This window comes from Paenibacillus sp. FW507-14B1B, assembly GCF_058781425.1.
Window position 1 is genome coordinate 288,871 of the sequence record NZ_JBYSWS010000001.1, and the last position, 24,317, is coordinate 313,187.

Annotated in this window: 29 protein-coding genes; 26 read left to right on the forward strand and 3 right to left on the reverse strand. The window is 39.8% G+C overall.

The annotated features are described in order from the left end of the window. Positions 1–15 precede the first annotated feature (15 nt). The 15 genes from AC3WJJ_RS01225 (at position 16) to AC3WJJ_RS01295 (ending at position 14,244) form a co-directional block, all read left to right on the forward strand. Positions 16–1,122 carry a glycosyltransferase family protein gene (locus AC3WJJ_RS01225; protein ID WP_492537273.1) on the forward strand — a complete coding sequence of 369 codons (1,107 nt, stop codon included), beginning with the start codon at positions 16–18 and terminating at the stop codon, positions 1,120–1,122. Continuing rightward, positions 1,094–2,269, forward strand: coding sequence for a radical SAM protein (locus AC3WJJ_RS01230; RefSeq protein ID WP_492537275.1), 1,176 nt, complete (start codon positions 1,094–1,096; stop codon positions 2,267–2,269). Before AC3WJJ_RS01225 ends, AC3WJJ_RS01230 begins: the two co-directional genes overlap by 29 nt. Before the next feature lie 28 nt (positions 2,270–2,297). Next, the gene (locus AC3WJJ_RS01235) at positions 2,298–3,281 is read left to right on the forward strand and encodes an ABC transporter ATP-binding protein (protein WP_492537277.1); all 984 of its coding nucleotides are present in this window, start codon (positions 2,298–2,300) and stop codon (positions 3,279–3,281) included. Further along, positions 3,278–4,087 (forward strand): ABC transporter permease, encoded by an 810-nt coding sequence (locus tag AC3WJJ_RS01240; RefSeq protein WP_492537279.1) that lies wholly within the window; start codon positions 3,278–3,280, stop codon positions 4,085–4,087. Before AC3WJJ_RS01235 ends, AC3WJJ_RS01240 begins: the two co-directional genes overlap by 4 nt. An 11-nt stretch (positions 4,088–4,098) precedes the next feature. Continuing rightward, positions 4,099–4,902 (forward strand): ABC transporter permease, encoded by an 804-nt coding sequence (locus tag AC3WJJ_RS01245; protein WP_492537280.1) that lies wholly within the window; start codon positions 4,099–4,101, stop codon positions 4,900–4,902. A gap of 76 nt (positions 4,903–4,978) precedes the next feature. Beyond that, positions 4,979–6,022: a hypothetical protein gene (locus AC3WJJ_RS01250; RefSeq protein WP_492537281.1), complete on the forward strand. Its 1,044-nt coding sequence runs from the start codon at positions 4,979–4,981 to the stop codon at positions 6,020–6,022. 203 nt (positions 6,023–6,225) lie between these two features. Further along, on the forward strand, positions 6,226–8,298 hold the full coding sequence (locus tag AC3WJJ_RS01255; protein ID WP_492537283.1) for a LamG-like jellyroll fold domain-containing protein: 2,073 nt from the start codon (positions 6,226–6,228) through the stop codon (positions 8,296–8,298). 271 nt (positions 8,299–8,569) lie between these two features. Continuing rightward, the gene (locus AC3WJJ_RS01260) at positions 8,570–9,460 is read left to right on the forward strand and encodes a hypothetical protein (RefSeq protein WP_492537285.1); all 891 of its coding nucleotides are present in this window, start codon (positions 8,570–8,572) and stop codon (positions 9,458–9,460) included. Between the two features lie 99 nt (positions 9,461–9,559). Then, a complete protein-coding gene (locus tag AC3WJJ_RS01265) occupies positions 9,560–9,796 on the forward strand; it encodes a DUF896 domain-containing protein (protein ID WP_492537287.1) in 237 nt (78 codons plus the stop codon). A 208-nt stretch (positions 9,797–10,004) separates the two neighbouring features. Continuing rightward, on the forward strand, positions 10,005–10,337 hold the full coding sequence (locus tag AC3WJJ_RS01270) for a GntR family transcriptional regulator (protein ID WP_492537289.1): 333 nt from the start codon (positions 10,005–10,007) through the stop codon (positions 10,335–10,337). Beyond that, positions 10,334–11,200, forward strand: coding sequence for an ABC transporter ATP-binding protein (locus AC3WJJ_RS01275; RefSeq protein ID WP_492537291.1), 867 nt, complete (start codon positions 10,334–10,336; stop codon positions 11,198–11,200). Before AC3WJJ_RS01270 ends, AC3WJJ_RS01275 begins: the two co-directional genes overlap by 4 nt. Beyond that, on the forward strand, positions 11,193–11,819 hold the full coding sequence (locus AC3WJJ_RS01280) for an ABC-2 transporter permease (RefSeq protein WP_492537293.1): 627 nt from the start codon (positions 11,193–11,195) through the stop codon (positions 11,817–11,819). The genes AC3WJJ_RS01275 and AC3WJJ_RS01280 overlap by 8 nt, the downstream gene beginning before the upstream one ends. 137 nt (positions 11,820–11,956) lie before the next feature. Further along, positions 11,957–12,559 (forward strand): RNA polymerase sigma factor, encoded by a 603-nt coding sequence (locus AC3WJJ_RS01285; RefSeq protein ID WP_492537295.1) that lies wholly within the window; start codon positions 11,957–11,959, stop codon positions 12,557–12,559. After that, positions 12,486–13,793, forward strand: coding sequence for a DUF4179 domain-containing protein (locus AC3WJJ_RS01290; RefSeq protein ID WP_492537297.1), 1,308 nt, complete (start codon positions 12,486–12,488; stop codon positions 13,791–13,793). Before AC3WJJ_RS01285 ends, AC3WJJ_RS01290 begins: the two co-directional genes overlap by 74 nt. A gap of 94 nt (positions 13,794–13,887) precedes the next feature. Continuing rightward, a complete protein-coding gene (locus AC3WJJ_RS01295; RefSeq protein ID WP_492537299.1) occupies positions 13,888–14,244 on the forward strand; it encodes a hypothetical protein in 357 nt (118 codons plus the stop codon). A 759-nt stretch (positions 14,245–15,003) separates the two neighbouring features. Here AC3WJJ_RS01295 and AC3WJJ_RS01300 read toward each other — a convergent pair. Further along, positions 15,004–15,459, reverse strand: a complete 456-nt coding sequence (locus AC3WJJ_RS01300; RefSeq protein WP_492537301.1) for an Hsp20/alpha crystallin family protein — start codon at positions 15,457–15,459, stop codon at positions 15,004–15,006. 113 nt (positions 15,460–15,572) lie between these two features. Between AC3WJJ_RS01300 and AC3WJJ_RS01305 the strand changes: the two genes are divergently transcribed. From AC3WJJ_RS01305 to AC3WJJ_RS01330, 6 genes are all read left to right on the forward strand, one after another. Next, a complete protein-coding gene (locus AC3WJJ_RS01305; protein ID WP_492539535.1) occupies positions 15,573–15,797 on the forward strand; it encodes a spore germination protein in 225 nt (74 codons plus the stop codon). 12 nt (positions 15,798–15,809) lie between these two features. Then, positions 15,810–16,043: a spore germination protein GerPB gene (locus tag AC3WJJ_RS01310; RefSeq protein WP_492537303.1), complete on the forward strand. Its 234-nt coding sequence runs from the start codon at positions 15,810–15,812 to the stop codon at positions 16,041–16,043. A gap of 56 nt (positions 16,044–16,099) precedes the next feature. After that, positions 16,100–16,714 (forward strand): spore germination protein GerPC, encoded by a 615-nt coding sequence (gerPC, locus tag AC3WJJ_RS01315; protein WP_492537305.1) that lies wholly within the window; start codon positions 16,100–16,102, stop codon positions 16,712–16,714. Next, on the forward strand, positions 16,692–16,892 hold the full coding sequence (locus AC3WJJ_RS01320; RefSeq protein WP_492537307.1) for a spore gernimation protein GerPD: 201 nt from the start codon (positions 16,692–16,694) through the stop codon (positions 16,890–16,892). Before gerPC ends, AC3WJJ_RS01320 begins: the two co-directional genes overlap by 23 nt. Then, positions 16,892–17,284: a spore germination protein GerPE gene (locus tag AC3WJJ_RS01325; protein ID WP_492537309.1), complete on the forward strand. Its 393-nt coding sequence runs from the start codon at positions 16,892–16,894 to the stop codon at positions 17,282–17,284. Before AC3WJJ_RS01320 ends, AC3WJJ_RS01325 begins: the two co-directional genes overlap by 1 nt. A gap of 177 nt (positions 17,285–17,461) precedes the next feature. Then, complete coding sequence (locus AC3WJJ_RS01330) at positions 17,462–18,382, forward strand: tyrosine-type recombinase/integrase (protein WP_492537311.1); 921 nt, start codon at positions 17,462–17,464, stop codon at positions 18,380–18,382. 182 nt (positions 18,383–18,564) lie between these two features. Here AC3WJJ_RS01330 and AC3WJJ_RS01335 read toward each other — a convergent pair whose 3' ends face one another. Together AC3WJJ_RS01335 and tlp are read right to left on the reverse strand one after the other, a co-directional pair. Then, positions 18,565–19,494, reverse strand: a complete 930-nt coding sequence (locus AC3WJJ_RS01335) for an L-lactate dehydrogenase (protein ID WP_492537313.1) — start codon at positions 19,492–19,494, stop codon at positions 18,565–18,567. A 255-nt stretch (positions 19,495–19,749) separates the two neighbouring features. Continuing rightward, positions 19,750–19,974, reverse strand: a complete 225-nt coding sequence (tlp, locus tag AC3WJJ_RS01340; protein ID WP_492537315.1) for a small acid-soluble spore protein Tlp — start codon at positions 19,972–19,974, stop codon at positions 19,750–19,752. Positions 19,975–20,207: 233 nt separating this feature from the next. Here tlp and AC3WJJ_RS01345 point away from each other — a divergent pair, with 233 nt between their 5' ends. The 5 genes from AC3WJJ_RS01345 to AC3WJJ_RS01365 all read left to right on the forward strand — a co-directional run bounded on the left by AC3WJJ_RS01345 (position 20,208) and on the right by AC3WJJ_RS01365 (position 24,314). Continuing rightward, complete coding sequence (locus tag AC3WJJ_RS01345) at positions 20,208–21,497, forward strand: WD40/YVTN/BNR-like repeat-containing protein (RefSeq protein WP_492537317.1); 1,290 nt, start codon at positions 20,208–20,210, stop codon at positions 21,495–21,497. A 224-nt stretch (positions 21,498–21,721) separates the two neighbouring features. Beyond that, entirely contained in the window at positions 21,722–21,913 is a 192-nt protein-coding gene (locus AC3WJJ_RS01350) for a hypothetical protein (RefSeq protein WP_492537319.1), read from the forward strand. 226 nt (positions 21,914–22,139) lie between these two features. Continuing rightward, positions 22,140–22,556 carry a DUF2500 domain-containing protein gene (locus tag AC3WJJ_RS01355; protein WP_422656741.1) on the forward strand — a complete coding sequence of 139 codons (417 nt, stop codon included), beginning with the start codon at positions 22,140–22,142 and terminating at the stop codon, positions 22,554–22,556. 61 nt (positions 22,557–22,617) lie between these two features. Further along, a complete protein-coding gene (locus AC3WJJ_RS01360; RefSeq protein WP_492537320.1) occupies positions 22,618–23,367 on the forward strand; it encodes an SDR family NAD(P)-dependent oxidoreductase in 750 nt (249 codons plus the stop codon). A gap of 290 nt (positions 23,368–23,657) precedes the next feature. After that, positions 23,658–24,314 (forward strand): copper resistance CopC family protein, encoded by a 657-nt coding sequence (locus AC3WJJ_RS01365; RefSeq protein ID WP_492539538.1) that lies wholly within the window; start codon positions 23,658–23,660, stop codon positions 24,312–24,314. The last annotated feature ends 3 nt before the right edge of the window (positions 24,315–24,317 follow it).

Sequence of the window (24,317 nt, forward strand, 5' to 3'; positions counted from 1 at the left end):
CACAGGGGGCTATCTATGGACCCATCTTCGGTTGCGTTATTGGCGTCAGGAAATTCTCTTGGAGCATATATTCCTGCTATGCACCTTCACACATTTCTAAAAGGCAATGGAATCGAAACCGAGATTCATGTGCTGGAGAATTTGTATCATGCTGAAATCAGAGACAAGATCCGAATCACTAAAAAGGCCTTCCATTCAGATTTCAACATTGCTCGTATGGGACATAAGCTGGCCAAACCTATTGATTCTTCTCTCGATGAAGAGGCTGTTCAGACTCTTTTGAAAAGATGGAAAGAAGCTAATATCACCTGTTTTGCGGTATTTACTGGATTCTGGATACCTATTCTCATGCGCTATGAGGAAGTTGCAGACAACCCCGTAGACATTCAACTGATAAGGATGGATGCCATAGACACACCATCGTTTAAGGTACACAAGCAGTTGTACCCGCGATTTAACAATGTCTGGTTCTATGACCCCTCGAAGTTGTCACCATACAGTTACCTTAACTCTAATGAGGAAGAGCCATTACCGTATCATCGCCGCTATGGGCGTATTCTGATTCATGGTGGTGGATGGGGCATCGGGACCTATAAAGACACCGTATCAGAACTTCGTGAAATCGGATACGCTTTGGATGTGATTGTCTATGATTCCTCCGAGGTCGAAGAGAATGATGGAATTACAAGATATTATGGAACCAAGGATTCTTGGGATCCATGGAGCCGAGATGAGCAAGGACAGCACACTTTTCCACCTATGATCCATTATGTTCGTGAAGATGGTATTCTTCATGAGTATCCACTTCAGGACTATTTCGAATATATTCAATTGATGCGAAATTACGCAGCTATTATTAGTAAACCGGGAGGGTCAACGTTAAATGACTCATTGGCGTTTGGTATCCCGTTCATTATGTTGGAGCCGTTCGGCGACCATGAGCTACATAACTCTGCATACTGGGAATCCTGCGGTTTCGGCATTCAGTTTACGGAGTGGAAAAATCAGGGTTACTCGAAACAGCTGCTGATGGATATTTGCAGACGCTTGCTGGAGCAACGATCAACAATCAACCATTTTGGGAGGATAACTTATGCAGCCGAAAACAACAGTTACGTTTGATCCAATTACATTTCGGAATATGAAAAGAACCTTGGTTCCTTTAGCGGAAACGAGCAGAAAGCGTCGTGAAGATCCAACTTATGCAGCAGCAGTCCCTTATGAAATAGGAATTAAACTCAACAATGGTTGTAATCTACGATGTAAACACTGTTTCGAATGGAATCCTGAAGGCTTCCATCATGGTTTTGCCAAAGAAGTGAAGAATGACGAGATTGAAATTCCTGTCGTTGAAAAGTTGCTTGCTGAAACAAGAGAAAATAAATCACGTGTCTTCTTATGGGGCGGAGAACCGCTATTTTACTCTAAATTCGATGAACTTGCAGAACTACTTGCTAAAGAAGATCGCTACACAACCATCTGTACGAACGCAATCCTTATTGAGAAGAAGCTGGATTCTATTCTGAAAATGTCGGAGAATCTGGTCATGCTCATCAGCCTTGAAGGATTTGAGAAGGAGAATGATGCGATTCGAGGGAAAGGCACCTTTAAGAAAGTGATTCATGCGATACAACTTCTCCTGGATCTGCAACAGCAAGGTCTTTATAAAGGTAAAGTATCCGTAGCTTTGACGGTTAATGATCAGATGGTTGGCCAGTTATATAGCTTTATGGAATACTTCGAAGAAATGGGTGTGGATTCCGTCTACTTTTGCTTCCCATGGTACATTCCTTCCGATACCGCTGAGAAAATGGACACCTATTTCGATGCTCACTTCCCACATCTTACTTCCCGCTTTACAGATAGCCACAAGAATAGTTGGCACTCTTTCACATTCCATATCTCTCCCGAAAATTTTGACACACTTATAGAAGAACTTAGAAAAGTGAATTCACGCGTATGGAATGTACGTATCCGTTATCAGCCTGCGCTTGAACCCGAAGAAGTAGAAGGTTTTATCCGTGGCAGTGAGAAGCCGGCTATGAACAGATCGAAGTGTTTCTCGATCTCGAATCGAATGGATGTAATGCCCGACGGAAAAGTAAATCCATGTAAGTTCTTCCCTGAATTCAGTGTCGGTAATCTATACGAACAAAGCGTGGCTGACATATTCCATGGTGAAGATCTCAAGAAACAACGTGAGGTTTTAGCTTGTGGTTTAATGCCCATATGCTCGAAATGTGTGCTTCTATACAACAATGGGGTCTAGATTGATCTTACGATCAGGGGGCGTGGAGATGGATTATATCCATGTGCGAGAATTGCATAAAACATTTATATATTACCGTAAAGCAGCTGGATTCAGAAATTCATTGAAAAACTTATTTGCTCGGAAATCACTTGTGAAGGAAGCTGTCAAATCCGTTTCTTTTGATATCGGCCCCGGAGAGTGTGTAGGGTTCCTTGGACCGAACGGAGCAGGAAAGACGACGACACTCAAAATGTTATCAGGAATTTTATATCCTACTAGCGGCGAGGCGAATGTACTTGGTTATGTGCCCTGGGAACGGAAGAATGAATTTAAACGGTTATTCTCTATTGTCATGGGACAGAAAAACCAGCTATGGTGGGACCTTCCCGCTAGCGAATCTATTTATTTGAATAAATGTATTTATGACATCGATGATGATCTTTACCGCCGCAGCTTAGAAGAGCTTTCAGAGATGCTCGATGTGCAGGATTTATTGGATGTACAGGTGCGCCGATTATCCTTAGGTGAACGAATGAAGATGGAGCTGATCGCCGCACTTATTCATCGCCCGAAGCTGTTATATCTTGATGAGCCAACGATTGGTCTGGATTTTCCATCACAGAAAAAAGTGAGAGAGTTCCTGAAATACTATAATGAACAGTTCGGTGCAACGATCCTGCTTACGAGTCACTACATGAAGGATGTCGAAGATTTATGCAAGAGGACAATTATCATTAATGAGGGCAATCTTCTATATGATGGGGATCTTCACAAGATCAATGATCTTTTTGGAGAGAACAAAATTATAAGGTTGCATTTCTCGGATCCTGTCGCTGAACAGAAATTAGCTAAATTCGGAAAAATCATCAGTGCTGATGAATACAACGCAGTACTTGAACTGCCTAAATATCGTTTGAAAGAAGTATCACGAGCTGTGCTCGATACATTCCCGATCATGGACTGGACGATTGAGGATGTACCGATCGAGGAGAGTATTTCGATGCTATACCGCAAGGAATCGGTTGGATGAATCGACGCAAATTATATACAGCTGTATTCTCGATGGGCGTTCAGCATTCGATGGAATATCGGCTTCACTTCTTTCTTGGACTACTCAGCGCTGTCTTTCCCATTCTTGTTCAGTATTTCATCTGGACCGCTGTTTACGAACATTCAGGGCAGACGGCTCTGTTCACGTATTCATATAGTCAAATTATTATGTATACCGTATTATCAGGACTTGTATCCAAGTTGATTGCGACCCAGTTTGAAAACCAAATTGCTGATGATATTAAGAATGGTGGTCTAAATAAGTATTTGATCAAACCAGTCAGTTACTTTGGTTATCGGTTCATGTCCTTCATAGGTCAGAAATCGATCTTTTATGGTATTACTGCATTACTGCTCATTATCATCATATGGATTGCTTCTTCCGGAGGCGTAATGGAACTCCAAGCTATACGGGTGACCTTGTTTGCCTTTACGCTTTGGGGAGCGCTCTTGCTAAATTTTCTGATCGCTTACTGTATCTGTGCTAGTGCTTTTTATCTGCACGAAATATCTTATTTTTTTGTGATTACAAGTTTGCTCGTCAATATTTTAAGTGGAGGCATGTTTCCTCTCGAAATATTTGGAGATTCTGTTGTGAAGGTACTGCAGTATACACCGTTTCCGTATACCATTTACTTTCCTGTTAATATTTTGAGTGGGAAAATGGATTCAGCCCAAATGAACGAAGGGTTATTCATCCAGTTTGGATGGATACTGTTCTTTTTTTGGTTATCCCGTCTCACATGGCGAATTTCCATTAAGAAATATTCGGCAGTGGGAGGGTAGGGGAAGAGCGTATGTTTAAAATTACGAAAAAATATTTCCGTCTATATGGTCTATTCATCAAAAACTGTCTTATTGCTCAAATGGAGTTCCGCGGCAATTTCATGATGAGTCTGATCGTCGAATCTGTATATTTGATAGCTAAGCTCCTTTATGTGTTGGTTGTGTTCCGTACAGATCTGCATGTGGATGGTATTCCCCCTGAAGGATTACTTCTATTTATCGGGATGCATACTGTCGTGACTGGGATTTATGTGGGACTATTCTTTACAAACTTCATGAAAATTCCGGAATATATAAAAGACGGCTCCCTTGATTTAATGCTCACAAAGCCGGTTTCTCTGCAGTTTATGGCCTCCATGCGCTACATTGATCTGGCTCTACCAATTCCTGATATTATCGTTGGTTTTATCTTGATGGGGATTGGTTGGTACGCAATGGATATACCACTCACTTTTTTACACTTGGCCGGTATTATCATACTGCTATTCGTTTCTATAGTTATCACATACTGTTTGATGATTATTCCAGCACTGCTTTCGTTCTGGTTCGTCCAGACTGGTTCTGTTTCGGAAATTTCACATTCTGTCTGGGATGCTAATAATTTCCCAATGGCAATTTATCCATCTTGGGTCCGTCGAATAGGAACATTTGTCATTCCATTATTCTTGATTACCAATTTCGGACCTATGTTTCTACTGGGTCAGCTGAATTGGTTACATACGGGATTAGCGATGCTTGCTTCAATTCTGTTGTTTGCTCTTATTCGACTGCTCTGGAAGCAGGCCGTAAAGGGATATAGTAGTGCAAGCAGTTAAGAAAGCATCATGCAAATGTCCACAAATACATGTCCTTGGAAGAATGCGTATTATTTTGTCAAAAGGGGAGTATCCGATGAACACTGTACAGCTTCCGATTGTGAACCCTCCACTGAAGGGATTTTTGAGGTGGGCCTACACGCTATCCATTACTAGTAGTTATGAAGAAACAAAACCTTGGTATTACAGTAATTTTATACAGTTATCTTGCAATAAAGATTTTTTGGAGAATAGTACACAGTTTTATGTTGATTTTTTCAGGGGGAAGCCGAATGAACTGAATTATAATAATCCTTTTCTACTGACCTGTGCCGTCAATTATGTGATTCTAGACCATTTACATATCGACGATTTCCCGAAATTTTTCGCAGACCTCATTCGAAGTAGGTACTATTGTGTTGTATTTATAGACGAATCAAGGTTATCCCTAGCTGCATCCTATCAGAAAGAACCTTTCCCCCATCATCTGCTTCTATATGGTTTTGATTGGGAACAAGAGATCTTTTATGCTTCGATGTTTGACAATCAGGGAATATATCGGAATGTACAGATACCATTTCAGGAAATTAAAGAAGCTGTTCATTCCATGCAGCAGTTACTTGATAATAAGCGTACATTCGATCACCATACATATCTTTATAAATGTATTCCTCATTCATCTTATACTTTTGATAAGACGGCTGCGGTCGATCAACTACGTGATTACATAAATGGAGAGACTCATCTAAATCGAATTAATTATAACTTTGATCAAGATGAAGCTTTCGGAATTAAGATTTACGACTATCTTCAACTGTACTTTGATGCTGTAGAGAGAGACGATTCCCGACTGGTTCGACGAAATGATGTCAGGCATCTTCATGTCCTATGGGAACACAAACAATTGATGAGTGAACGAATCGGATACTTGATTGATGAGGGAGTAATTCCATATGATGAGGAACTCGTTCAAGGTTTCAAGGATATAAGTAACCGAGCAAAGAAGCTAAGGGATCAGTATATTCGTCATGAAATTCGTTATGATAGGGAAGTATTTCCTCGATTAAAGCTCCGATTCGAACAGTTTCGGGAAGAAGAGTCTATTCTTCTTCAAAAATTGATTGCATTACTGCTTGCTTGATATTAAAGGTTTTTAAATTTTACCTAAAAGAGGGCCCTGATGATTTTTCATCAGGCCTATTTTTTTACAAGGATCTCTAATAATTAAGTAATTAAATTTACAAATGAATCGTAAGATGAAAGTGATTCCACACAAAAACAAATAATAATACTTTGTTTTATGTGGGTTCAATGAGACGAAAACATCTTACTAGGAGGGAATTCATGAAGCAACATATGAAAAGCCTGTTTATTTCATCGATCTCTGCTGCTGTACTGATCTCACTAACAACGCCCTATAGTACTAGCGTTCATGCGTTAGGAGCGTCACAGCTAGAAAGCCAAGTCGGAAGTCCGTCTGCAGCAAAGGCAGAACTTCCGATTTCTGTTCTAAACCTGAAATTTGAAGATAGTGCGATTGACAGCTCGCCAAGTTCTATATCTGCGAAAGTCTTTGGCAATCCGGAATATGCCCAAGGTCGCATTGGTCAAGCTGTACGATTGGTCTCCAAAGAGCAGTACATAGATTTAGGGGATCGCGATGAATTTCGCTTTGGTGAAAACACCGATTTTTCCATTGCATTCTGGATTAAAACAGAAGGGATCTCAGGAGATCCTTCTATCATATCGAATAAGGATTGGAATTCCGGAGCGAATACGGGGTGGATTATTGGCGTGAACGGTTCTGGTTCTCTCACTTGGAATTATAAAACGTCTCTAAGTAAACGATTGGATTACAGCATGCCGGATGTTGCGGATAATAAATGGCATCATATCGTTGTATCGCATGATCGGACTCAAGGACAAGCTCGATTCTATAAAGATGGTGTACTCATCAATACCGTCGATATTTCGCAAATGAAGGGTACGTTGGATTCACCGTTCACAACCAAAATTGGCCAGGATGGCACTGGGAAATACGGTTCTGCATTGAAAGCTAAAGTGGATGAGTTACAAGTATTTAGAAGCGCACTTTCCGATACGGATGCACGCTTGATGTTTGATAATGCTCCACCGCTAAAGCCTACGCCTGTACAATCCATCTCATTGGATCGAACAGAGCTTTCCATCAAGACTGGAGCTCCAATGCCGCTGAATGTAAAGTTCTCTCCAATGGATGCTACGGTTCAAGATGTGAAATGGACCTCTAGCAATGAAAAAGTTGCAAAGGTAGTCACAGTGAACGAACGGCCAACCGTTATAGCAGGGGAGCCTGGAGAAGCAACAATTACCGTCAATACCATAGATGGAAACAAGACAGCTTCTGTACGTGTCGTTGTATCAAATTCCTTGGATCTTACGGGTGATGGGCTGCTCACGAAAGAGGATCTTCAAGAAGTTTTGAAGAGACAAAATAGTAAGCAAGGGGACAAGCGTTGGGATAAGTCCAAAGTGGCCGATCTTAATAACGATAAGAAGGTAGACCGCAAGGATGTACAAATCATAGAAGATAAGCTTAAGCCTTATAAAAATGATTTTTTGTATAAACGTGTTGTCTTTATTGGAATTGATGGAGCCGGTAATGCCGTCAAAGACCCAAAAGCCAATGCAAAGAATATTCTGAAATTAATGAGTGAAGGTGCTTCAACTTTTGAGGCAAAAGCGATGCTGCCAACGATTAGTGCTGAGAATTGGGGTTCAATGTTTCATGGTGTGGAGCCTTCAAAACATAAACTGACCAATGATATAGTAGGTTCCACTCCATATCCTGAAGTAAATGATTATCCTTCGTTTATGAAGCTTCTGAAGCAAGAACGACCTAAGACTCAGATGGCATCCTTTACGACTTGGTCACCGATCAATAAGGGCATCATTGAAGATTCTTCAGGCGCTTATAAAGTGAACGGCGGCAACGATTCAATAACAACCGATAAAACGGTTGAGTACATTCAATCACAAGGCTTGAATACACGGAGTATTTTTGTCCATTTGGATGAAGTGGATGGAGCCGGACATAATCATGGTTATTTCAGCGATAAGTTTTATGAACAGCTAGAGAAAGCGGATCAGAACGTTGGGAAAATTATGATAGCATTAGAGGAAGCGGGGCTGATGAAGGATACACTAGTTATTGTCACGACTGACCACGGTGGGAGCGGTACAGGACATGGGGGTAAAACGACTGAAGAGCAGACGATTTTCTGGGCTGCGAAAGGAAATTCCATAAAGCCAGGTACTATATTGTCGGGTGAAGTAAGAAACATCGATACAGCTGCAGTCATTGCACATGCATTACGTCTAGATACACCAAAAAATTGGGATGCCAAGCTCCCAGCAGGATTGTTTAATACAAAATAACTACATTGATAAACCAAGGAGCAGGTAGGGTACCTTTCGCTGGAAAGTTACCTATACCTGTTCTTTTTATTGGGGTTGAATCTGATGTAGACTAGGTCTTTTCTAATACAAAAAATCTTATTTCTTCAAGTGAAGTACATATAGACGTAAAGAATCATTTTTCCGGGAACTTTGTTGAAATGGGTATACGTGAGGTAATTCATATAATACGATCAGACATATTCATAAATTCGAATGAAAATGAATCTTGATGATAAACGGAGGGAACGTTATGAAATTATTTAGAGTGATGATGATTTTACTAGGGAGCTTTAGCTTGTTTGGGATAGGATGTACAGATCAGGAGCATGAGGTAGAGAAAGACAAAGAGGATACAACGGTGCTAGAAGAACAAACCGAGCAAAATGGCGAAAATATTCGTATTCCACACAATGAGCGACTTCTCTTTTCAACGGACAAGAAATGGATCGAAAGGGAGGGGCATCAGTCTGATCTCATTCGACTTCAATGGACAGCTGAAAGAGCTAAGCCAGCGATCGTTTGGGTAGATGAGAAAGGTAAGGATAAGACGGCAATTATCTCCCATGACAAAGCCAACAATCCGGAACAGCAAGATCACAAGCATATTTCATTTGAGACAACGATGTCGCCAACCGGACAGTATGCTGACCAGTTATTTACACGATTCGAGATCCCCTTCGATACCGATATAAGCGAAATTCGAACTCATTCATCGAACTTCAATGTGATGAGCGGAGTTTTACGAGTAGCAGGAGAAGAGAATACGAATCGGGACATCCAGTTTAGTGTATCCGGTAAGAATAATAAGACCACACCTCGATGGGCCGTGCGGGCTGACAGCTCAAAAGAGGATGAAGGTAATACAGGTGCAAACCTACAATTTGTTCGCTACAGTAACGATGGTGAAGTTCTGGATTCTCCGCTGACCATACAGCGAAATAACGGGAATGTCGGCATTGGTACGAGTGACCCAGACTCGAAGCTTGATATTAATGGGGACAAGCTACGTATCCGCAATAAGTATACACCGGCTTCTTCCAGTTCTGCCTGCAGCCAAGGGCAGATGGCTTGGGATGATGAATATGTATATGTTTGCGTAAGTCAAAATAACTGGAAAAGAACAGAACTATCATCTTGGTGATCTTGTAAGAGAAAAACTTAGACAAGTGTTTATTGCATCTATGGATGTTTTCAAGTAAACTGTACGTTACATCTTGTTATACGGAAGGAGATAATAACTATGAGCATTCCTTCATTAAATAGAATTAATGAACTGAGCCGCAAACAGAAAACAACAGGTCTAACTCAGGAAGAATATGAAGAGCAACAAAAACTTCGTCAGGAATATCTGAAAGACATTCGTGGGCAAGTCCTTTCGACTATGTCTACCTTGAAAGTTGTAGACCCTAACGGGGATGATGTAACCCCTGAGAAATTGAAAATTACACAACAACAGAATCAGTCACAGAAGCACTAAGCACCCTATAGTAATCTGAACCTCCACAATCTTTGTGGGGGTTTTTCTTATTTCTGTATTTGACATACATTTAAAACATGTGTTGACGATAATATTTAAAGTGTATATATTATATATATACGGTATATACTTTTTTTGCGGAATTGAGGTGAACAACATAAAGGTCATATTATCTAACGCATCGAGTGATCCCATTTACATACAAATCATGAATCAGATTAGACAGAGCATCCTGAGTGGTGAAATGGTTGCGGGAGATAGTCTTCCTTCCATTAGACAACTCGCCAAAGAGCTGCAGGTCAGCGTCATTACGACAAAGCGTGCTTATGAAGAACTTGAGAAGGAACAGCTTATTGACTCTGTTGTTGGGAAGGGCTGTTTTGTATCAGGAGCCAATAAAGAATTTATTCGAGAACAACGCATGAAGCGATTGGAAGAGAAAATGATGGATATTATTCGTGAAAGCAAGGAATTAAGCATGTCCAGACAAGAGGTGATTGACCATCTGTCTATATTATTTGAGGAGGAAGATCTACTATGAATGCTATTGAAGTACGTAGTCTAACCAAATCCTACCCTTTGTTTAAGGTTGATCAAATATCTTTAGATGTGAAACAGGGATACATCACAGGAATAATAGGTCCAAATGGTGTTGGAAAGAGCACTTTGATTCGAATGATACTTGGTATGATTCGCCCTGATTCTGGAAGTGTTAATATATTAGGTCTTGAAATGCCGAAACATGAAATTGACATTAAACAACGTATTGGTGTTGTGTCAGATGATTGCTTCTACTACGAACATCTCACCATTTTGGATACGATGAAGATGATTCAACCATTTTATAAGTATTGGAACGACAATAAATTCCGAACCTATCTAGATCAGTTTGGATTGTCACTTAAGAATAAGGTGCAGGATTTATCAAAAGGGATGAAAGTTAAGTTAGCCCTTGCCATCGCATTATCACATGAGGCAGAACTTCTAATCATGGATGAGCCTACTTCTGGACTTGATCCCATATTTAGAAGAGAAATGCTCGATCTTCTTACAGACATCATGCAGGACGAGAAAAATACGATTATTTTCTCCACGCATATTACCACCGATCTGGATCGTATAGCGGACTACATCACATTCATAAATCGTGGGAAAGTCATATTTAATGAAGCAAAAGAAGACCTGTTAGAGAAATATGCGATCGTAAAGGGAGATTTACAGCTTCTTGATTCGGATATTCGAAAAAAGTTCATCGGCATAAGAGAAACATCGGTTGGCTTCGAGGGCTTAGTCGATAATAGGCAGGAAGCCGAGCTGTTATTTAGCAGTTACGCTGTTTTGGATCAACCTTCTTTAGAAGACATCATGTATTTTTCTGCTAAAGGAGGGCGTATTCATGCTTAATCTGCTTCGTAAAGACTTCATCGCTTTAAAAAGCTCTTTGTGGATGGTTTTCCTCTATCTTGGAATATTCAGTGTTACGTTCATACCCAAGAGTGAACTCTCGATTTACTTCGTTGGTATCTATACTGCTTTTGGTTCAATTACACTAATTACGATGAATGACATTAAGAACAATAATCATCATTTCTTGGTCACACTACCCGTCAGCCGGAAGCAAATTGTGCAGGCTAAATTCTTAACTGCCATTATAATTACACTTTTTGGTGTTTTTGCTTCTTACGGCATTCACTGGTTCGCGAAGGTTGTATATCCACAGTTTAGTAAGCCGGATTACTCGGTCCTGGCCATCTTGGTTCCCATAGCAATTGTTCTATTATTAACATCAATCTATATGCCCCTATTCTACGCACTTAGTAAAAAAGGAGCAGGTATTATAAATGCTGTATTCCTGGTGGCCATTATAACGATGTCGCAACCTGTAGCTGTAGCCATATCGGCGATTAATCAGAAAGATGTATTACAGGATCAATCCATGCTCTATATTCCACTGGGGATCATCCTTATATTCATTGCTTCTTATTTCTTGACAATGAGTCTATTTTCTAAGAAAGATATATAGACCATTCAATAACAGTTACATACTTGGAAATCTAGTTGATTCCAAAAGGAGTACTTGCCACGGCTTGACTCCTTTTTTTGTGCAAAATGAACTTTTTTCATCTCTACAATCTCTTATCTATGAAAAGGGGGGAGAACATGAATGTTGGCCGTCTTGTCAGGCAAGCCCAAAATGGAAATAAGGAAGCTTTGTTACAATTAATCATAGCCGATCAGGACGCTTATTATCGTCTTGCCTATACATATATGGGAAACGAGCATGATGCAATGGACGCGATGGAAGATATGATAGTTACACTTTATGAAAAGATTGATCAATTGCAAAAGAGTGAGGCATTCTACAGCTGGAGTAAAACGATTCTCGTTAATCGTTGTAAAACATTACTGCGCAAACAGGAGCGATTTCTTCCATTGGAAGACGAGCGGGAACAATCACTGGCTGCATTAACCGAAGATAACCCATATCGTTATTCAGAGTCTGAGATGGACATGCAAGTACTGTTGTCTCATCTGAACTCACGGCAGCGAGAGGCGATCGAACTACGGTACGTACATGATCTTCCATATCAGGCCATTGCGGAAATGACCGGTGCACCAATAGGGACAATCAAATCAAGAATTTCGCAAGGTCTACAAAAATTAAAAGCCATGATCGGAGGTGATCGTTATGAGAACGATCGAGGAGAAATTAAAGGAACACAAACAAACCTTGAATATGGTACAGGCTCCGTCAGAACTTGAAGATAGACTTCGAAACGCATTGATACAAGTACCGACTAAGAAGAAAAAAAAGAATAAACCGATGACGTGGGTTGTATCATCAGCTGCAGCACTCCTGTTGATTGTTGGAACGTATCAATACCCTGCATTTGCTTATTATGGAGGTAAGTTACTTAATAAAATCGAGCTGTCCTCGCTAAGCTTTACTGAAGTAGCGGAGAAAGGCTATGGACAAGTCGTCAACAAAAGCACTACACTTCCTGACGGCACGGTCATTACTATTAATGGTGTTATAGCTGATGATAACGCATTATTAATGTATTACACCATTGATCGCATGACAGGATCCGTATTTAACGAAAATGGTACACCTCGTTATCATGTGGGTAACATACAAGGGTTCTTGACTGATTCAGTTTGGAAAGGTGGATATGGCAAGTACAGCGAATATGAAACACATCACGAGGGCGTATATAAATTCGAGCCGGTTAGTCCGTTCTCCAGAACATTAACTGTTACTTTTACCGAGTGGCTGGATGAAAAGGAACGAGGGTCATATCCTATTTCCTTCAAGTTTGAAGCCAATAAAGCAATGAAGAGTATTATTAAAGAGGATATTTCTAAATCTGTTTCTGTCGATCAGGGAACTGTTCACTATGACACCATTACGGCTTCACCCTCTTCAACCATCTTGAAGGGACATTATGAAATGGATAGCGATGAATACCCGAGATTTTCAGGTAAAACAAAGCTTTATGTGAATGGAACAGAAGTGAAATTTTGGGGAATGCAATCAGATCACGCTGAACCGGGCACTCCGGGTTTTGAACTTGAATTCGATGTCTTACCTACTGACAAGATTGAGACCATTGAACTTGTACTTGAAACCTTTACTGGATTTCAGAAAATAGAAGAGCCCATATCCATTGCCTCCCCATCAGATCAATCCATCAAAATTGGGGATGAAAAGATATGGATTCGAAGTGTAACCAAAACTGACACAGGCTATGATATCGTTATCGCCAGAAAACAATTTACAATCTTGGATACAGAAAATCTATCCATACAAGCTGGTGGTAACATAGTACCCGTATCATCCATTTCCACATCACGGCGGTGGGATCTCAACAACGGTAATATTCTATGGGAGCAGACCTATTCTTTTAACACAACGGACCGACCAGAACAGTTACTGCTGGACGGATTCCACTATGTTAAAACTTACGATGAGACATTATCTATTCCTGTAAAGTGAAAAATAATGATATGCAACTTTAACTATTACTTCCCGTCAATATTAACTATGAGGGGGAGTTAGGGAAATGAGGCGGTCTTTATTATTAAGTCTAATGTCAGTTGCACTAGTGTTTCTATTAATAGGTTGCTCATCACAAGAGGAAGTTGATGAGAAAGAAGTTGAAGAATTAAAAAATTCATTAATCGAAGATGTTGTGAAAGAAAACCCGTCTTACTCAAAAGAAGCTTTAGAAAGCCGATGGGCAGTGGTAAAAGATTTAGTTCCTTATAAAAGTCAATTAGCCATAACGATAGAAGATCAAAAAACAAAAGAGATATTAATCCTTAGAGATGAAAAACAAAAATTATCTGAGCTAGAGAAGGGGCACAACATTGTTGTGGTAACACCAAAGGTGTGGTTTGAATCTCTACCGCTAAAAAACATTCCAATAAAGCTAGTCATTTTATAGTAGAAATGTAATACTAATAACTTTTTAACAAAGCCACTCAACACGCACCGGTACTTAATCGGTGCGTGTTGTTTTGTTGATTTGATATGTTATTACACATAGTTAGTTAGCTTAAAGGAACAAGGGAAGAAGAACGAGGAGTATAGCTAAACTTGGTAATATGTTTAAAGATTATAAAATCAGTGTGAAAGCTACCTTCTAATATCTAGGAATGAAGGGGGGTCAACCATGTGAAATAAAACCATTAAGTTAGTTAACAAATTATATATTATGTAAACTAATCGAAGTCAGAATTCCTTAGTATTAAAACTCTTAAACTTTAAGAGAATTATCATCTTATATATCCTTAATTATGTTCAAGCCATTGGGATACTCCACACGAACACACATGAAATCGCAGATATGATTTGGTACAACTCCCATACATCTTAACAGGGTTATTGTTTAGTGATCCGACTTAGAAATGATCATACGAGATGTAGATGACCTTATATTTTGTAAACAGATACGCATTAGAAGCACTCATGAACGGGGTTCGTTAGGAATAATAACATAAAAGAGGATGAAAACACTAAAAATCCGCGCTATTACGGCTTTTTTCTGCATTTTAGGGCTGGAAAATCAGTCAATTTCACACGTAAATAACGCCTAAAAAATATGCGTATAACATAAATTATACGCATATTTTGATTTAAAGCATTTTTATTTGGTTGGATAGGCAAGTGGTTACGTTCTAAATCGACGTTTTTTAACAATTATTCATAAAAATCGAATCGGGATATCCTTGAAGCGACCTGAGGACATTTTTGGCATCTTGAGTTGAAGAGATCTCTGTTTAAATGTTGCCTTACTTTGGTCGGGTATAATGGGTGTTGGTAATGTGATAATCTCACTTTCATCCTCATCACTCAATCCATGAATTCGAATCTGAGTACGATTCAACTGAACCCAAATATTTTCGGGGTGAACGCCTTTTGGTATTCTAATTTTTGTAATTAATATGTTATGTGTATCAACATGTTCATACTGTAGTTTGGAATTGTTCCTGGTTTTTAATGCAGAATTCATATTTGCTTCACGTAATGCATTTTCAACATATTGATCCACTTCATCGGAATTGAATTTAAGATGTTCTTTAATTCCTTTGAAAGGAAAATGCTTCTTGAAGAATGGATCTTCTCGTAACCAGTCTAAATTCGGCAGATCTGAACTCATAATCTCCCTCCTTTGTTCTTATGTATTGTATGGGTGAATGACCTTTTTAGTGACAACTGGGCTAGTATCTACATAGAATGACGTAGTGATTTTGTTTGAAGGAGCGTGGATTGGTGGTTTCAATAATCGGCAATATGAAGATTAACAGCGTTGGCCCCAGTTCCACCGTATTAGTAGGGAATACGGCATCAGTGATACTTAGCAGTAATGTAAAAAATCACGGTGGGGCAAACTCATTTTCTGTCGGTGATGCTTTAGGAACGGTCATTACCAACAATCAAGCGAGTAGTACAAATACATTAGATCCAGATGCCGTTGATCAGGTGTCTGTTCCTTAAGGATGTAGGTTTATGAACTTATCCGTATATCAGTGTATAACGGTTCAACAGTTACGTATTGGCTCTGTATCTAATTCATCTGTATTGCAAATTGGTACTTCTGGAACGATAAAGGCTCTTTCACATGTATATAACACCAATCGAGCGGAAAGCGCGGCTGAGGGCAACGAACTTGAAGCAGAACAAGAAAAGACAAAGCCGATGGTTCCCTTACCCGAACCGAGCCTAAGGAAGTTTATCGCTTAATATGTTCATTGAATTATTCATACAACCCCTACATAGAATACGATAGGAGGGGTTGTATGCATCCTTTTTACATTCAGCAGTTGTTTCAAGAACTGAAGAGGCAATCAGAGAAACTAGAGAAGATGGATCAGTTGTTGCAGGATCTACGTAAAGATGTAGATGGTTTAATGAGCAAAAACAGTACGAACATTGAGCGAATTGAATATCATTTTGATCTCCTCAAAATTGAGAAGCTTGAGGGTACTTTAAATATTGGGATGACACAAAGTGCAGGTAAAACAATAGACGATGTGATGGTAAACGGCCAGACGATGGAACAAATTCAGACTGATCCCAAGCGAGCATTAATGATCACGAATATTCAGCAGGCTGTTTATTCGTATCTTGAACATGAGGTTCCGAAGATGATTGATTGTTTAACAGAGGAAGGGCAAATCGATTCGAAACATAAGGAATTAATCATCCAAGATATTAAAGGACAGGTTGATGCTCGCATTGTCTTATATGTAGATCAAATGGAATCGAATAATACACAAAAGCTAGATGATGCGTCCGTGCTGGATACAATTGTTCAGCAAGTGAAGAAAGATATTGATGTCGCTGTAAAGCAGCATATTGAACAGACTTATATGGGAAAGAAGGATACAAATGAAACTGAACGTCGTGAATAAAGAGCTGTCCGTAGGCGAGATCAAAGTGTTGTCCATCAGTAGTTCATCTGTATTCCTTGTTGGTGATACGCAAGTCATTAACTGTTCATCAGTTAGCGATACTCCGCCAGATTCTTTGCTGCCTAGTCCAGAGCCTACTACAGAACAGCAGGCACTTCCATTGCATAAGGAACCGTGATGAGAACCACGAAATTAACGAATTTATACATCAATCGTATCTATGAAAGTGCAGCCATGATATGTGGAGAGTCCGGAAATATCGTTTCCAAATCATGCGGCATAAACGTTCAGAAAGAGAAGATAACTTCGGAAGATGAGGTGGAATTTTCGGATTATGCAATTTTTCAGCAAGAAATACCTCATTGGGTTGATGATAATGAAGTGGAAATGACAATCACTACGGAACAACAAGAATCTATTATTCGGATAGACTCAGTTAGAATACTGTCTGTCAGAGCAGGATCGACCTTCCAGGTTGGAGCGAATCGAACTATGGACTTGGAGAGCCGGCTTAAATTGATTAAAGAGGCACCATCATCGAATGCTAAGGTAGAATCTACAGCAGGTTAAAGTGTGAGGAAAACAACCTTGCTAACAAGCTCATTCTCGTGCTCATAAAAGTCTGTTCTCTTTGATGGAGAGAGCGGACTTTTTTTGTGTGTATGATGCCATGAATTGCTGCAATTACCACGAACCTGAAGGATTTGTGTTAAAATTATGTTCAGTATAAGGAGGAGGAGAAGCGCTATGACCGATGTAAAAGACATCTACGAAGAGCAGTTAGACGCTTTTCTGATCTGGATGAAGGATGCGGGTTATACCATGTATACACAAAAGTCCTATTTGAGTGATGTTTATGGATTTTTGGAGTCGTTGAAGGGGAAAACGATGGAACAAGTCAAGAAGCTTCATGTGATATCTTACTTGTCATCTGTCCGGGAACGTGGAGTCAGTGATGCTACAAGAAATCGCAAGCATGCAGCGGTGAACTGCTTTTTCAAAGCATTGATTGAATTAGAATTGACGACACAAAACCCTGCAGCCGGAGTAAAAAAATCCAAAACAGAGTCGAATAGAGCTCCTTCTTTTCTAAATGAACAAGAATTAATGCGTTTCTTCGAGTCTGTACAAGGTAAATATCGCACACGAAACATTGCGATATTTCTACTTATGGCATATATGGGGCTGCGTATAGGTGAAGTACATGCTCTTAACTTGTCTGATTTCAATGCGGAGCATAAGACGTTAAGTGTATTTGGTAAGGGACGTAAATGGCGTTCGCTTCCGGTACCTGAGTCAGTTAGTCATATGCTGGAGCAGGCAATTTCGGAAAGAATTGACCCCTGGCGAGCTAAAGAGGAAGCGATGTTCACGTCACAGAAGGGAAGAAGATTATCTATCCGTTGTATACAACAGATTGCTTCGGAAACCTTTGAACGATTTCAGGCGGAAGTGCCTGAACAGCAGAGATTGTCATACTCTAGCCATAAGCTAAGACACTCCTTTGCAACGATGTTGCTTCGAAAGGGTGCGGACCTAAGGACCGTTCAGGAATTACTTGGACACTCATCCATACAGACAACAACGATCTATACCCATGTGACAAGCCGTGAAAAAGAAGAGGCTATTGCTCGTTTAAATATTCAGCTTCCAACGGGAATTAGGTAACATATTATATGTTATGTAAACTATATTACTTGGCTTTATACATATTCTTCTAAAAACATGCTATAATCCATCCATCAACTAACTCATGACATTAATGGTTAATGTTATTAATTAAATATCAATAACAAAGAACGTCCGATTCGCTCATCTATTCATGAGTCATCAGACGTTCTTTTGTTATGCTATCCTCTAAGGTTTGCGATTTCGACTTTCATTTTTTCAGCGGATTCTTGGAACATTTGTGTCTCTGTTTGTGTGAGTTCAATGTCGAGAACTTCTCTTACACCTGTCCGGTCTACAACACATGGTACACCGAGGTACACATCGGATACTCCACAGTAGTCTTGAAGTAAAGTGGAGACTGTAAGTACTGCGCCTTCGTTTTGCATAATAGCTGTTACGATCCGATCCAGTGCCAGTGCGATTGCATAGAATGTAGCACCTTTTGCATTAATAATTTCATATGCTGCATTTATTGTATTGGAACTGATCTCTTTCTTGTCCTCTTCACTCATCTCTAGGTCTACACCTGCAACGTGTGCAAGGCTCCACACCGGTACCTCAGAATCACCATGTTCCCCGATTACATTGGCATGAATACTACGTGGGTCAATATTCTTGTTCTTACCAATCAAATAACGGAAACGTGCGCTATCCAGCAGTGTACCCGAGCCAATAACTCTGTTAACTGGGAAACCACTTACTTTTTGTGTTATATAGGCAAGGATATCGACTGGATTCGTGGCAATCAGAAGAATACCTTCTTTATTATATTTGGTGATATTTTGTACAATATCATTAAAAATTGCTGCATTTTTCTTCAAGAGATCAATACGGGTTTCGCCAGGTTTCTGTGAAGCTCCCGCTGTTACGATAATGATATCTGCACCTGTGCAGTCAGAATAATCTCCAGCCCAAACTTTAACTCCACCAATAAATGGTAGACCGTGATTCATATCTAGCGCTTCACCCACGGCTTTATCATGGTTAACATCAATCAGAACAATCTCCGATACACGTTTGCGAAGCAACAGTGTATAAGCTGTTGTTGTTCCTACTGCGCCGGTTCCGACGATGACGACACGGCTTGGTTTAAAAGTAGCAGAACTCATTCAAATCATCTCCTTCTCCTAAATACTTTGGTTTATATGGAAAATGCTGTACGCATACCATTACCCATTATAGGGGTAAATCATTGAAATGGGTATTGTTTACATGATTTTGATCACAAAAACAAATGAAAACACTTTGATTTTTTTACAATTTTGTCAAATCTGGATTTTCACAAGGCTAGCTTATATGAATGTCTCCTTCTTGAAGACGCATTATGGGTACTAAGGTCAGTGATCTCCTATATACGCATCTTATTAATCTTGCTGATGATTGGCTTCATCTTTTATTTCTTCTCGGAAGCTAGAAATACTGTTCTTACGTCTGTTATTCTTCTGCAAAATTTGTTCTTTCTCGGGAGTTGAGATTTCATCACTGTATTCATTGAGATAGTTCTCAGCTTCACGGTAATTTTCAATGGTATCTTGTACGGCATTTTGCAAGTGAGCAACATTATCTTTACGATTGTCCGGTTTTGACATGAATTTCACCTCCAAGAGCCTAATCTTTTTACTTGCCATAATTGCATATAGTGAAGTTTCCCTAAATAGGCTTTACCTTATGCATTTACTAATTTTTTGTTAAAAAATAGTAAAAAGGATACAGTTTTGTTATCAAACTGCAAAGGTTCAGTTCTATAATCATACCAGTGGTATGATATAATGACCGAAAAAGCGACAAGATTACGCTTGATGAATACGAAGGAGGATGTTGTTTGAGATTACGCAATCATTCGTATAGTCTTAGCATGAGTATGCTATTCATATTCATATTTATGATTACTGCTTGTTCTTCTACACCGACACAGACGGTGATACAACAGAGCCCAGTAGAGACTGATAACGAATCTGTTGAAGATGGACAGGTCTTAACGGTTATAACTGATGAAACCTCAAATAGTGACACTAAGGAAAAAAGTAAGTATCAAATTCAGACCAGACTAACTGACTTTCATATGTTGAGTGAATCAGAAGGGATAGCTTGGGGATTGACAAAAACATCATTGCGACTTTATCTTACAGAGGATTATGGAGAGACTTGGGTTAATATTTCGCCATCTTCCAACATTAATTTTGTAGATAAGCTTGTGTATGGAAAAGATATCGTTTTTACTGACAAAGATCATGGCTGGATCGTTCGTAATGCTCAAGGAAATATGGAAACCATTCTGATGAATACAAGTAATGGAGGGAAAGAGTGGAAGTTGTCTTCACTCCCGGGGGTTAAAGAAGTGACAGCTCTATCATTTACTTCGGCTGTGCGTGGATGGGTCATGTCAGCTGGAGAGGAGTCACCTGGATTTCAGGAAAAATCCTTATTCAGAACGATAGATAATGGGGGGAATTGGAACACGATAATGCAGAATTCTGATTACCCTGCATCACGGATTCCAGCAACGGTTATACCACGAACAGGTCACTTAATGGGTATGTCATTTGCTAACTCTTATACGGGACTAGCTACTGTTCAAGAGATGAAGGGATCAAAACTCTATGTAACTAGAGATGGAGGTACGAAGTGGAGCGCTTCGAATGCCGTATTCCAAGAAGGTCAATTAAGTAATTATGTCTCTTACATACCAGGTACACCACAATTCCTCGGGAGAACTAATGATGTATGGATTCCTGTAACCAGCACAGATCAAAATCAGAAGACAGTGTACCTTGGGTATTTCTCTTCGGATAGTGGGGTTTCTTGGGAACTTGTGCCTTTCCTTTTAAATCCAAAATCTAGTGAAAGAACAATCAGTCCCGTCTTTAGAAATCTTCAAGAAGGTTGGAGCGTAATTAACGGTATCGTGTATCACACGAAGAACATGGGAAAGACTTGGAATGCTTTTCCTAAGGATCCTGAATTGACAGAGCATCTTGTTGATTTTCCATTAATATCAAAATTGCAATTTGCTTCAACTGATGTAGGTTGGATGTTGGTAGAATCTTCTGACGGTAAACGCTCAAGACTTCTTCAAACTTTAGATGGTGGTAAGAATTGGAGAGTTCGATGACACATACGAAAGCCTTGTTTTCATGCGATCAAGCTGGAGACAAGGTTTTTTATAGTTTCACAACTTATTTCAATCAATGCATTCATACATAATTTGAAAATCACAATTTTGATTTTGTTCACAAAGTTGTGAAAATAATCACAATCTATAGCGGTTTTTCATGCTATTATAAAAGTGTAAAGAAGAGATACACCAAATAGGTTAAAAAAATAGGAGTGATTGAGATGAAATTCGAAACCGATATGATGACTGTCAACCTGCTTCGCTTATGCTACAACTGTGAAGATGCACACCTATGTGAAACCGAAGAAAAATGTAGAGCTTGCTGGACAGAACAAGGTTTACTACCAATGGAGAATGAGGAAGATGAAGGGCTTCGTGAAACAAAGGAACTTCTGCAACTGATACATGCTTAGGGAAAGCGTAAGAGGACAATTGAAGGAAATGAGTCAATATTTGACTTAAAGCTGATGGTTTGTAGCGATACAGATCATCAGCTTTTTGTTTTGTTTACCCTTGTCCAACAACAAACGAGTTATTTTTCCGATTCTTGAGTTAAAGTTGTCTTCCTCTCCGCATATAATTGAATCAAGACAAAGGCTGCATGGAAATAGTTCGCTGAAAAATGGAAGGGGGAGGCGTATGGGATCGGATTCAGTTTGGATGTTCGATTTTTTCGGGAGTGTGATGCCTGTTGTGTTTGTGGTAGTTCTTGGTATCATTCTGCTCTCTGCCAGTAAAGGCATCATGCAATGGAACCGTAATAACAAGCAACCACTGTTAACCGTAGATTCTCGTATCGTCAGTAAAAGAAGCGAGGTTACACATAGCCATCAGCCAGATGATAACATATCCAGCCGTACCCGGACTTCATATTACCTGACCTTTGAAGTGGAAAGCGGAGATCGAATGGAGTTTTTAGTGAATGGGAATGAGTTTGGCATTTGTGCAGAGGGTGATGAGGGAAGATTGTCTTTTCAAGGAACCCGTTACTATAAATTCGAGCGGTATCCCCGTCAATATCAAGAACCCGTTCGAGGATATGAAGTTCATAAGTGAACATACTTGGGGCTGTTCCCACCTTGTTATATAATCAATATTATCAAGGAGGGGGCAGTCCATGAAATTTCAAGATATGACAGTCGTTATCACCGGTGCTTCACAGGGGATAGGATTTGGATTAGCACGTGCTTACGCAGCTGAAGGCGCTAAGGTGATAATCAGCGACTACCTAGAAGAACAAGGCCGTGAAGTAGAACGTAGCCTGCTTGACGATGGCTACTCAGCATGGTTTACAACTTGTGATGTTCGGCAGGAAGAAGATGTTGTAAACCTAATGAAATTTGCTCTTGATCAGACGGGTGCAATCCATATCGTAGTTAATAATGCTGGTGTATCACGTTTCAAATCACTCTACGAATTGACTGTAGATGAATGGGATGATGTGCTAAACACGAACGCTCGTAGTTGTTTTCTTGTATCACGTGAAGCAGCCAAACATATGAAGACCCATGGAAAAGGCGGCTCTATTGTGAACATATCTTCTACGCGCTCTATCCAGTCTGAACCTCACTCTGAAGCGTACGCCGCTTCGAAAGGTGCGATTGTATCCTTAACTCATGCGCTAGCAGTTAGTCTGGGACCAGATGGAATCAGAGTCAATTGTATCAGTCCGGGTTGGATAGATACCGGTGATTATGAGGCTCTAAGCGAGCGAGATCATGTCCAACATCCAGCAGGACGAGTAGGTAGATCTGAAGATATTGCTCGTGCTTGTTTTTATTTAACAGATCCGGAGAATACTTTTGTTACTGGATCTCACTTGGTTGTCGATGGAGGCATGACAAAAAAGATGATCTATGAAGAATAATAATAATTAATCTCATTAATTATTAATGAGATTAATTATAGAATTTGTTACAAATGATGCTTCTTAGAAGATGAGAGACTTCAGTAGAGAGTTTTTCAATCGAGTAAGAGGTATCTTTTCTTAGTATTTGTTTACATAACATTTAATATGTTAACTATAATCCATACATATCCGATGTGTTTTTAATTATTCACAAATTGCACATAGTATTGCTTCGTTCTCTTTGTTATCATGAGGATGGTTAAAAATTAAGATATTTCTTGTCGAAGAAGGAGGATTCACCCTTGAAAATGTTTAAACCCCTGATTATGTTTCTCGCCATGCTCCTTGTGTTTGCATTCCCAACAGGTACTTGGGCACATTCGAAACTTCAATCAAGCATTCCCGCGGCCAATTCAACTGAAACTGAAGCCGTTCAGCAACTTAGCTTATCGTTTAATGAAAAGATTGATTCAACGCTTAGTACGTTGACGATCACTAACGATAAAGGTGAGAAGATAGATGCTACTGAAGTGAAGATCGAGAACAGTGAAATGAAAGCAACTTTAGGAAGTCCCCTGGAATCAGGCTCCTATACGGTGGAATGGAAGATTGTTGGTCTTGACGGTCATCCAGTGAAAGGAAACTATGCATTTCAAGTTGATGCACCCGTAGCAACTCCAGAAGCAGATCAAGAAAGCCCTATTGAGAACCCTGGAGATAATGGAGAGAATAGTAACACAGCTGTTAACGAACCAACAGATTCGAACCAAGAACAGCCAAGCGACACTTCTAAAGACTCTGAACAACAACCAGCGGATACAGACAATGCTCCTGCCGAGCAGTCTCAAGCTTCATCGGGTGGAACAGAGTCCGGTTCTGGAACTACACTGTGGGTTGTACTGATTATCGCCTTAGTAGCGATCGGAGGGTTCTTCGCCCTTAAACAATCCCGGAAAAGACGGTAATCG